9 protein-coding genes are annotated in these 11,878 nt (G+C 31.5%); 7 read left to right on the top strand and 2 right to left on the bottom strand.

The features are described from left to right. Positions 1-244 precede the first annotated feature (244 nt). Complete coding sequence (locus ACXIHB_RS13350) at positions 245-1,537, bottom strand: sensor histidine kinase (protein ID WP_462098441.1); 1,293 nt, start codon at positions 1,535-1,537, stop codon at positions 245-247. Between the two features lie 196 nt (positions 1,538-1,733). On the opposite strand from ACXIHB_RS13350, the gene thrS reads away from it, so the two are divergent. The 6 genes from thrS (at position 1,734) to ACXIHB_RS13320 (ending at position 6,822) form a co-directional block, all read left to right on the top strand. After that, complete coding sequence (gene thrS / locus ACXIHB_RS13345; RefSeq protein ID WP_047790513.1) at positions 1,734-3,680, top strand: threonine--tRNA ligase; 1,947 nt, start codon at positions 1,734-1,736, stop codon at positions 3,678-3,680. 73 nt (positions 3,681-3,753) lie between these two features. After that, on the top strand, positions 3,754-4,272 hold the full coding sequence (gene infC / locus ACXIHB_RS13340; protein ID WP_073184421.1) for a translation initiation factor IF-3: 519 nt from the start codon (positions 3,754-3,756) through the stop codon (positions 4,270-4,272). Positions 4,273-4,312: 40 nt separating this feature from the next. Further along, the gene (gene rpmI, locus ACXIHB_RS13335) at positions 4,313-4,510 is read left to right on the top strand and encodes a 50S ribosomal protein L35 (RefSeq protein WP_047790515.1); all 198 of its coding nucleotides are present in this window, start codon (positions 4,313-4,315) and stop codon (positions 4,508-4,510) included. A gap of 93 nt (positions 4,511-4,603) precedes the next feature. Further along, entirely contained in the window at positions 4,604-4,948 is a 345-nt protein-coding gene (gene rplT, locus ACXIHB_RS13330) for a 50S ribosomal protein L20 (protein ID WP_028891166.1), read from the top strand. 95 nt (positions 4,949-5,043) lie between these two features. After that, complete coding sequence (locus ACXIHB_RS13325) at positions 5,044-5,628, top strand: hypothetical protein (protein WP_047790516.1); 585 nt, start codon at positions 5,044-5,046, stop codon at positions 5,626-5,628. Positions 5,629-5,781: 153 nt separating this feature from the next. Further along, a complete protein-coding gene (locus ACXIHB_RS13320) occupies positions 5,782-6,822 on the top strand; it encodes an XAC2610-related protein (protein ID WP_462098440.1) in 1,041 nt (346 codons plus the stop codon). A 129-nt stretch (positions 6,823-6,951) separates the two neighbouring features. Here ACXIHB_RS13320 and ACXIHB_RS13315 read toward each other — a convergent pair whose 3' ends face one another. Further along, positions 6,952-8,628, bottom strand: coding sequence for a formate--tetrahydrofolate ligase (locus ACXIHB_RS13315; RefSeq protein ID WP_073184419.1), 1,677 nt, complete (start codon positions 8,626-8,628; stop codon positions 6,952-6,954). A gap of 208 nt (positions 8,629-8,836) precedes the next feature. Between ACXIHB_RS13315 and secDF the strand changes: the two genes are divergently transcribed. Next, positions 8,837-11,815, top strand: a complete 2,979-nt coding sequence (gene secDF, locus ACXIHB_RS13310) for a protein translocase subunit SecDF (RefSeq protein ID WP_462098439.1) — start codon at positions 8,837-8,839, stop codon at positions 11,813-11,815. Positions 11,816-11,878: the final 63 nt, after the last annotated feature.

Below are 11,878 nucleotides of genomic sequence, written 5' to 3'. Positions count from 1 at the left end.
CCCTAAAATTCGGACTGCAAAGATACTCACTTTATTTCCTAATAAACAAGAATTTGTTAAACTATTTTTTAACCTTTTCTTTAAATATCTTACATCCCTATCTTAATGAACTTTTACTAACTTTAAAACTTAGCGTTTCTCCGTTGGCGGGTGCAAATATAGACACCTTTTCCCACTTAACAAGCAATTTTTAAACCTTTTTTTTAAAACATCTATTAATACGTTATTATATAATTAGTTACACTCACGCCCTTTGTTTTTTCATGACCGAAAAGTAAAATATAGTTCCTTGCCCCTCTTCGTTATTCAACCATATACGCCCTCCTCTTCTCTTCAAGATCTTCTTAACCAAAGCCAACCCCAGCCCTATAGATTGAAAAGAAGATGTTTCTTCTAGCTTTTGAAAAAGATTAAAAATTTTTTTATGATTTTTTTCTTCTATCCCCGGACCATTGTCTTTTACATAAAAAACATATTCTTTATCTTCTTCTTTACTTCCTATTTCTATACATATATATTCTTTATCGTTGTGTTTAATCGCGTTCTCTATTAAGTTTTCAAACACTTGGATTATCTCAGTTTCATTATACTCTATTATTGGTAGTTTATTCTTTATTTCTATAATACAATTAGGAACGGAATTCAATTCTATTATTTGCTCTACAATATTATTTACTTTTATTTCTTGCTTTACCTCCATTTCATTTCCTTTTAAGGAATAATCAAGGATACCATTAATTAATAAATCTATCTGCTCTACTTGGTCTTTCATCATTCGAAGCATATTGATGTGTTCATTTTTTCCTGAATAATTTACATTACTCTCCAACATCCATTCTGACAAAGCATGTAAATTCCCTAAAGGGGTTTTTAAGTCATGTGATACTACATAGGCGAACTCTTCTAAATCTTCGTTCTTTTCTGACAATTCTTTTGCTCTAATTTCTAAGTCTTTTGTTCTCTCTTTTACTCTATTTTCTAATGACAAATTTATTTCTTGTAATTGTTTTCGATATCTTACATGACCATTTAAAATAATTGTTGAAAAAATAAAAATAGTAGAAGTAGATATTAATATCGCAGATTCTAATACAATATTTATATTTGATGTGAAACCCCAATAAGTTAAATGCAATAACTGGAAAACACTAAAAACCATTATAAAACCTCTATTGTTTAAAATTAGTATAGCTCCAAACATCACAATAAAAGTTCCTAACAAATAGTCTATTGAAAAATCATTTACTTTAGTCGTATATATAAGATAATGTTGAAATAAAAATAACACTAAAAAAACCACATAGCCATAGTATTTTTTAGCCCACTCCTTTTTCACAAGAGGTATTATTCCTGCTATAAAAAAAACAACAGCGAAGGTTTCTCTTAAACCAGGGAGTTCTATTGCTTTTTTATTAAAATAAAAAATTAAAACAGAATAAACATACAACCCAGGAGCCATTAAGAGTAAGACTGCACTACTATTTTTTATTTCAAATGGTTCAAGCTTACCTTTATTTTTAAAAAAATCAAAAAACATATCTAAAAAACAAACGCTAAAAAAACTAAAAGTAATTATTTCATTTTAAAAAACATTAGCTCTCTAAAATTATTGTGCTTATAAAATTAATCTTATAATCTTTAATTATTATATATTGCTTACAAAATGCTTTTACAATATCTTTGCGATTCAAAATTTCCACTTGTAAGGAAATTATACATAACACATATATATAATGATTAAAATTACATTACCTGACGGGAGCGTCAAAGAATTTGAAAAGAACAGCACTCCAATGGATGTTGCTAAAAGTATTAGTGAAGGTTTAGCTAGAAATGTTATTTCTGCAAGTTTTGAAGGAGACACCATTGAAACCACCACCCCACTTACCACAGACGGCTCGTTAGTTTTATATACCTTTAATGACGCAGCAGGAAAGAAAGCTTTTTGGCATTCCTCTGCTCACGTATTAGCACAAGCTATTCAAGATTTTTATCCAAATGCAAAATTAACTATTGGACCTGCTATTGAGAATGGTTTTTATTATGATGTTGATTTTGGAGAAGATACTATTTCTGAAAAAGACTTTGATAAAATAGAAAAGAAATTTTTAGAGCGTGCTCGGGAAAAAGCTGAGTTTAAAATGCGCTCTATTTCTAAAGCTGATGCTTTAGCCTACTATAAAGCACAAAACAACCAATATAAGGTAGAACTTATTGAAGGTTTAGAAGATGGTGATATTACTTTTTGTGATCACAGTGATTTTACTGACTTATGCCGTGGAGGACATATTCCGAACACAGGAATTATTAAAGCAGTAAAAATTATGAATGTTGCTGGTGCTTATTGGCGCGGTGACGAAAAGAACAACCAGTTAACTCGTGTCTATGGAATTTCTTTCCCTAAACAAAAAGAGTTAAAACAATATTTAGAACTACTTGAAGAAGCTAAAAAGCGTGACCATAGAAAACTTGGTAAAGAGCTAGAACTTTTTACTTTTTCTCAAAAAGTAGGACAAGGTTTACCGTTATGGTTACCTAAAGGCGCTGCTTTACGTGGTCGTTTAGAAGATTTCTTAAAAGCTGCTCAAAAGAAAGCAGGGTACGAAATGGTTATGACTCCTCACATTGGTCAGAAAGAACTATATGTTACCTCTGGGCACTATGCTAAATATGGTGAAGATAGTTTTCAACCTATTACTACTCCAAAAGAAGACGAGGAGTTTTTGCTAAAACCTATGAACTGTCCACATCACTGTGAGGTGTACAATCACAAACCTTATTCATATAAAGATTTACCTAAACGTTTTGCTGAATTTGGTACTGTATATAGATATGAACAGAGTGGTGAGTTACATGGTTTAACTCGTGTTCGTGGTTTTACTCAAGATGATGCACACATATTCTGTACACCTGAACAATTAGATGAAGAGTTTAAAAATGTAATTGATTTAGTACTATACGTATTCGGGTCTTTAGGTTTTGAAGATTTTACTGCTCAGGTATCTATTAGAGATATGGCTAACCTTGATAAATATATTGGTTCAGTTGAAAACTGGGAAAAAGCTGAGCAAGCAATCATTAATGCGGCAAAAGACAAAGGGTTAGATTATGTTGTTGAAGAAGGTGAAGCTGCTTTTTATGGTCCCAAGTTAGACTTTATGGTAAAAGATGCTTTAGGTAGAAGTTGGCAATTAGGTACTATTCAAGTCGATTACAACCTACCTGAACGTTTTGATTTACATTACAAAGGTGCTGACAATCAATTACACCGCCCAGTAATGATTCATCGTGCACCATTTGGTTCTATGGAGCGTTTTATTGCTGTTTTATTGGAGCACACAGGTGGTAATTTCCCTCTTTGGCTAACCCCAGAGCAAGTTATTGTACTGCCAATCAGCGAGAAATATCAAAAATATACCGAAAAAGTTTTAACTTTGTTAGAAAATTCCGAAATTCGCGCCCTCGTTGATAACCGTAACGAGAAGACAGGAAGAAAGATACGTGATGCCGAAGTTAGCAAAATACCTTTTATGGTTATTGTTGGTGAACAAGAAGAAAAAGATGGCACAGTATCTGTGAGAAAACATGGTGAAGGTGATTTAGGAACATTTACTATAGAGGAGTTTATTTCTCTAATACAGAAAGAAGTTAGTAAGACATTAGTTCCTTTTGGTAGTTAAAAAATAGATAGTAATTTAAAATTTATAAGTCATAGCAATTAGAAGAAAAGGCGGTAGAAGACCCGCGAGAGTAATTAAAGAAGATCAACATAGAATTAATGAAAAAATTAGACATGTTGATGAAGTTCGTCTTGTAGGCGATAACGTGGAAGTAGGTGTATATCCATTAGCTAAAGCTAAAGAGATTGCACGAGAGTTAGAATTAGATTTAGTTGAAATTTCACCTAAAGCTGTTCCTCCTGTTTGTAAAGTTATTGATTACAAAAAGTTCTTATATGAGCAAAAGAAACGTGAAAAAGCTTTAAAAGCTAAAGCAACTAAAGTTACCGTTAAGGAAATTCGTTTCGGACCTCAAACTGACGAACATGATTACGAATTCAAAAAGAAGCATGCGATTAAGTTCTTACAAGATGGAGCTAAATTAAAAGCTTTTGTATTCTTCAAAGGGCGTTCGATTGTATTTAAAGAACAAGGACAAATTTTACTATTAAAATTAGCTCAAGAATTAGAAGAATACGGTAAGGTAGAACAAATGCCGAAACTAGAAGGAAAACGTATGATTATGTTTATTGCTCCTAAAAAAGGTAAATAATACATACAATAATATAAGCAAGATAAAACTAAAAACAAAGATGCCTAAAATTAAAACAAAATCTAGTGCTAAAAAACGTTTCAAGTTAACTGGTACTGGAAAAATCAAAAGAAAGCACGCGTTTAAAAGCCACATTTTAACAAAAAAGTCTAAAAAACGTAAGCTTGCATTAACACATGCTACATTAGTACATAAATCTGATGAAGCAAACATTAAGCAACAATTAGTTTTAAAATAATTGTTAGCTCAGGGAATTTAATTATTAACCATGGAGTTGGGCTCTTTAAAGAACTTTTAAGTAAGTCGCCTACTACAAAAACACATTTGAATTATGCCAAGATCAGTAAATTCAGTAGCTTCAAGAAATAGAAGAAAAAAAATCTTGAAGCAAGCAAAAGGTTACTTTGGACGTCGTAAAAACGTTTATACAGTAGCAAAGAATGCGGTTGAAAAAGGAATGCTTTATGCATACCGTGACCGTAAAAACAATAAGAGAAACTTCCGTTCTTTATGGATTCAACGTATCAACGCTGGAGCTCGTCAGTTCGGAATGTCTTACTCACAGTTTATGGGTAAAGTTAAAGCTAATAATATCGAATTAAACCGTAAGGTTTTAGCTGATTTAGCTATGAACAATCCAGAAGCTTTTAAGGCCATTGTAGAAAAAGTAAAATAAGTTTCATAACCTTGCTTATACTAAAAACCCAAACCTTAACGTTTGGGTTTTTTTAAACCATATGTATTCATCAATTGAACTAAAATATCAGTATCATGAAATTTTTAAAAATAGTATTCATCTTTATTTTATCTCAAAGTATTATAGCTCAAACCAGTTCTCCTGACCAACCTAATACGGTTGAAAACCAGTTTAAAGAACTTTATAAGAAATCAAACAACTACCAAATTTATAAGGTCGTAAAAAAAAATGAATACTTAAGACTACAAAATAGTATTTTAGACAGTATAAAGGTTATTAAAACAGATGCTGCTGCTAAACAGGTAAAAATAGATGAACAACAAAAAAGTATTGTTGAATTACAAACTAAGATAGATACACTAAACAAAGATTTAGTTACTTCTATTGATAAGGAAGATGCTATTTCTTTTGTTGGAATTCCTTTAAACAAATCCACCTACAACTCTATAGTATGGGGTATTATTTTTGTTTTACTTGCTGCCTTAGCTTTCTTCATATACAGGTTTAATAACAGTAATGTAGTTACTAAAGAAACAAAAAGTTTATTAACTGAAACTGAAGAGGAATTTGAACAATACAAAAAAAAGACCATTGAAAAAGAACAAAAATTACGTAGACAATTACAAGACGAAATTAACAAACAACGTGGTGTGAATTAACATAAAAATATTTTTATTATAAAATAAAACAATCCTTTGGTAAATTATCCAGTAACCAAAGGATTTCTTTTTTATATTTATTTTCCTTCATTCTTAATATATTTTTTGTTTTATGGAACATCATTTAGAATTAACATCCCAATAGTTTACTTCATGAAAAAGAATTTCACGCTACTGTTTATATTTACTTTTCTAAAGATATTTGGTCAAACTCATTACGAGATCATAGGTTTTTCAGAAAGATATAAAGGACTCTTGATTATTGAAAAAGGTTATGAAAATGAAATTTTCAAAAAAGGAAGTATTGCTGTTTACGAATCTAAAACAAATACAAAAATTATAGAAATACACTCTGATGAATTAACTTTTGAGTTAGAAACCTCTGGAGTTGTTAAAACAAGTATGTTAAACATTCCATATGGAAAACAAAGTATTTTAATTTATAAAGACTTTAATTTCGATGGTGTTAAAGACTTAGCTATCATGGATGGACAGTTTAGCTGCTATCATGGACCGTCTTTTAAAATTTATCTAGAAATTAACAACAAACTAACATTTAGCCCTGAGTTTACTCGATTAGCACAAGAATATTGTGGTATGTTTCAAACGGATGACAAAACAAAAACCATTCATACCATTACTAAAAGTGGTTGTTGCTGGCATCAATATTCAACTTTTAAAGTAGTAAACAATATACCTACTCCTATTTTAATTGTAGAAGAAAATGCTGCTTTTACTCCTTTTTATTCGACTACTATAACAGAATGGAACGGAAATAAAAAAAATACCAAAACCACTAAAACACTAGATTTAAAATATGATGGGCTTTCTAAAATATTATCATTTAATCTTATTAAAAACAAGAAACGGGCTGTTCTATTTAGCATGAATGGATTAGCTCTTAATTACGCTTTGATTAAACCTGATGGAACTGTAGAATTCTCATTCCCTATTGAATTGATCGGAGGAGATTACAATTTCAGACTCAATAAAACAAAAGACACCTTAGCTTTTAAAAACAAGGGTGTTACTTATCAAGTTTACCAAACAATCAAAGAAAGTAAGATTAACAGCATTGGTATACTTGTTAATATAAAAGGTAAAAAATATAATTTAAAAGGGGATTTAAACTCTATAGAGGGGAGCTTACAAGCTCTAAAAAACATAAAATTAAATAATCTTATTGTCGAATAATCTTTTAATAAATTAAGTCCCGAGTGATAAACAAACTCGGGACTTATTTATTAATAACTATTATTACTTTTTAAAACTTGGCTCTCTTTTAACATGAAAACACATTTAAGTTATAAACGTAAAAAACACCTATGACAAACCAGAAATTAGCCCTTTGTTATCTATTGTCATATTTTCTGATGCTGGAGTTGCGGGTAACCCAGGCATACGCATCATTTTTCCTAAAATTGGAATTATAAATTGTGCTCCTGCTGCTATTTCTATTTCTCTAACATTTACTGTAAACCCCTCTGGTCTTCCAATTAACTTATCATTATCTGAAAATGACTTTTGAGTTTTTGCCATACAAACAGCAAAGTCATTAAAACCTAAACGATCAATTCTTCGCAAGTTTAACTCAGCTTTTTTATCATAGGTTACGGCATCTGCTCCATAAATTTCTTTGGCAATCTTTTCTATTTTTTCTTTTACAGGACTTTTCCAATCGTACAACGGTTTGTATTGGGTAGCTTTGTTTTCAACTACATCAACAACAGCCTCAGCTAATTTTTTAGTTCCTTCACCTCCTTTTGCCCATCCTTCTGAAACAACTGCTTGTACACCTAAACTAGCACAAGCATCAATCACATAATTAACTTCTTCCTCAGTGTCTGAAATAAAAGAATTGATAGCTACTACAGGTTCAATATTAAATTTTCTAATATTCTCTATATGCTTTTCTAGGTTTTTAAATCCGTTTTGTACACGCTCTAATCTTGGGCTATTGTATTCTTCTTTTGATGATCCTCCATGGTGGCGCAATGCTCTAATAGTAGCAACTAGAACCACACATTTAGGATTTAACCCTGCATATTGTGATTTTATATTTAGAAACTTTTCTGCTCCTAAATCAGCTCCAAAACCAGCTTCTGTTACTACATAATTTGATAACGACAACCCCATTTTAGTTGCAATAATTGTATTAGTACCTTGTGCTATATTTGCAAAAGGTCCACCATGAATAATTGCCGGATTTTCTTCTAAGGTTTGTACTAAATTTGGTTTTACTGCATCTTTTAATAAAATAGCCATTGCATCTTGTGCTTTTAAATCACGTGCAAAAACTGGCTTTTTATCAAAAGTGAACCCAATAAAAATACTCCCTAAGCGTTCTTTTAAATCATCAAAAGAAGTTGCCATACAAAGAATAGCCATTACTTCTGATGCTGGTGTAATGTTGAATCCATCTTCGCGTGGTATTCCATTTGCCGTTCCTCCTAAACCAATTGTAATTTGACGTAACGAACGATCGTTCATATCAATCACGCGTTTCCATAAAATCGTACGAGGATCGATATTTAAATTATCAGTGCTGCTCTGTAAATTGTTATCTATTAAAGCTGACAGTAAATTATTTGCTTTCTCTATAGCGTTGAAATCTCCAGTAAAATGTAAGTTTATATCCTCCATTGGTACAACTTGCGAATGTCCACCTCCAGCTGCCCCTCCTTTAATTCCAAAAACAGGTCCTAATGATGGTTCTCTCAATACTACAGTTGCCTGTTTTTCTATTTTATTTAATCCTTCTGTTAAACCTATAGAAACAGTTGTTTTTCCTTCACCTGCTGGCGTAGGTGTTAGTGCTGTTACCAACACTAAGTTATTTTCTTTTACTTTCTCTTCGTTTATTAAACTTAAAGGTAATTTGGCTTTGTATTTCCCATACATTTCTAAATCATCTTCTTTAATTTTTAATTTACTTGCTATATGTTTAATATGTTGTAATTCTTTTGCTTGAGCAATTTCGATATCTGTTAAATGCGCCATGGCGAATTATTTAAAATTTTTAAGTTATTTATTTTGCTAAAAAATAGGTAAATATACGTAATATAATCCCCCTAAAAACTGACATTTGTTAGCAAATATTCCCTATTTATTATCTAATCACATAAATATGATAAAAGAATTGGCTTTTCTTTTAACGAAACGCTATATTTGCACGTTTTTAAAATAAAGTCGATTTAAATTATTTACAATGCAAAACAAAGGATTAATTAAATTATTTGCTATACTTTTTGGTCTAGTGAGTATTTATCAGTTATCGTTTACATTCTTTGCCAATAAGGTAGAAGATAGTGCGAAACAATATGCTAAAGCTAATGTTAGTGATAACAACGGTAGAGCTCTAGCAAGATATGAACGAAAATACTTAGATAGCGTAGCTAACAAAGAGATAGTAAATTTAGGATTTGCAAAGTACTCTTACAATGATATCAGAAACAAGGAGATGAACCTTGGTCTTGATTTAAAAGGGGGTATTAACGCAATTTTACAGGTATCAGTAAAAGATATCTTAATCGGATTGTCTGACGATTCTCAAAACACAACTTTTAAGCAAGCATTAACGAATGCTGATGAAGCTCAAAAAGATAGCCAAGAGAATTACTTAGATTTATTCTACAACGAGTTCGAAAAATTAAGTAATGGTAGTATTAAATTAAGTGACCCTAGCATTTTTGGAACAAAGGCTTTACGTGATAAAATAGACTTCAACAAAACAAACGAGCAGGTTAAATCGACTTTACAAGAAGAAATAAACACTTCTATCAACACTGCTTTTGAAGTATTACGTAGCCGTATTGATAAATTTGGAGTTGTACAACCGAACATTCAACGTATTGGAAACTCTGGTAGAATTCAAGTAGAATTACCAGGTGCTAAAGATATTGATCGTGTAGAAAAACTATTACAAAGTACTGCTGAATTACAGTTTTGGGAAGTACACACGAATGCAGATGTTCAAAACTTTTTCTTTACAGCAAACGCTAAAGTTGCTGAAATGTTAAAAGATGATTCTGCAACTGAACAAGTGAAAGATACTGCTAAGGCAGACAATGATATTGATGATTTATTGGGTGAATCTGCTGATTCTACAAAAGTTGAAACTCAAAAGAACTTATTTACTTACTTATACCCTAATGTAGCTCAGAGTCCACAACAAGTAAGCTCGTTAGTTGCACAAGCTAGAGTTCAAGATACTGCGAAAGTAAATAGTTTCTTACAGAACAAGGAGGTAAGAGCTTTATTACCTAACAACTTAAAATATACAAAGTTTTTATGGGATTACAAAACTCAAGCTGGAGCTGATGGAACAGAGATTATTGGTTTGTATGCAATAAAATCTAACAGAAAAGATAAAGCTCCTATTGGTGGTGATGTAATTGCAGATGCTAAACAAGAATACGATCAATTGAGTAAACCTGTAGTATCCATGTTAATGAATGGTTCCGGTACTAAGCAATGGGCAAAAATGACTAGCGAAAATATTGGTAAGTTCGTTGCTGTGGTATTAGACAACTACGTATATACTGCTCCTGTTGTAAATGCAGCTATTACTGGTGGTAGTACTCAAATTTCAGGAGGAACCATGACAGTAACTGAGGCACAAGATATTGCAACAGTTTTAAAAGCTGGTAAACTACCTGCTCCTGCTCGTATTATTCAAGCTGAAGTAGTTGGACCATCATTAGGTAAAGAGTCTATTGATGCAAGTATGTGGTCATTCGGGTTAGCTATTATTTTAGTGTTAGTTTGGATGTTCTTATACTACGGTAGAGCTGGTATTTATGCTAACATTGCTTTAGTAGTTAACATCTTATTTATTTTTGGAATTTTAGCTTCATTTAATTCAGTATTAACCTTACCTGGTATTGCTGGTATTATCTTAACCATAGGTATGTCAGTAGATGCAAACGTAATTATTTTTGAAAGAATTAAAGAAGCCTTAAACGGTGGAAAAAACTTAGGTGAATCAGTAGATGAAGGATTTAGTATTAAAGGAGCATTATCTGCAATTATTGATGCTAACATTACTACTTTATTAACTGGTATTATTTTATACACTTTCGGTACAGGACCAATTAAAGGTTTTGCTTTAACACTGATGATAGGTATTGCTACTTCTTTATTTACAGCTGTATTCATTACTCGTTTATTTATTGACGGTGCTGTTGAAAAAGGAACTAAGTTACCTTTTAATACTGGTTTCTCTAAAAACTGGTTTAAAAATATTAATATTGAATTCTTACAAAAGCGTAAGATAGCTTATATAATTTCAGGATTCTTTATCGTAGTAGGCTTAGCTTCTATTTTTACTGTAGGTTTAAAGCAAGGGGTAGACTTTAAAGGAGGACGTTCTTATGTGGTACGTTTTGACGAAGCCATGAAAGGTAATGAGGTATCAGAGCAGTTGAAAGAAGTATTTGGTACAGCTCCAGAAGTAAAAACTTTTGGTTCTGATCACCAATTAAAAATTACTACTGCCTTCAAAATTGATGAAGAAGGTACTAATGTAGATGAGCAAGTTCAAAATGCTTTATATCAAGGATTAAAGCCATACTTAGGAGACACTTCTTATGAAAACTTTAAACCTGGTTTTGAAAAAGCAGGAAACGGAATTATGAGCTACATTAAGGTAGAACCTACTATTGCAGATGATATTAAGCAATCAGCTTTATGGGCAGTTTTAGGATCGTTAATCGTAGTTTTCTTATACATCTTATTACGTTTTAGAAAAATGGCATACTCTATTGGTGCAGTAGTAGCTGTTTTTCATGATGTGTTAGTAGTATTGGGTGTATTCTCTTTACTATACAAATTCATGCCATTTGATATGGAAATTGGTCAATCATTCATCGCAGCAATTTTAACAGTAGTAGGATACTCATTAAATGATACTGTGGTAATTTTTGATAGAATTAGAGAGTTTACAGAAGGCAGAAACTCTGTTACTGCTAGTTTAGTAAACAAAGCATTAAACAGTACATTAGGAAGGACTATCAACACCTCTTTAACAACATTACTTGTAATGTTAGCTATCTTCTTCTTTGGAGGGGACAGTATTAAAGGATTTATGTTCGCATTAATCGTAGGTGTGGTAGTAGGTACTTATTCTTCTTTATTTGTTGCAACGCCAATTATGTTTGACGTTTCTAAAAAAGAAGAAAACAAGTAACTTAAATAAAAACATACATAAAACCGTTTTGAATAAACTTCAAAACGGTTTTTTCATTTAATA

Source organism: Tenacibaculum sp. IMCC1 (assembly GCF_054906355.1).
The sequence above is the reverse complement of the archived record's forward strand: the minus strand, read 5'-3'. Positions and strand labels throughout refer to the sequence as shown.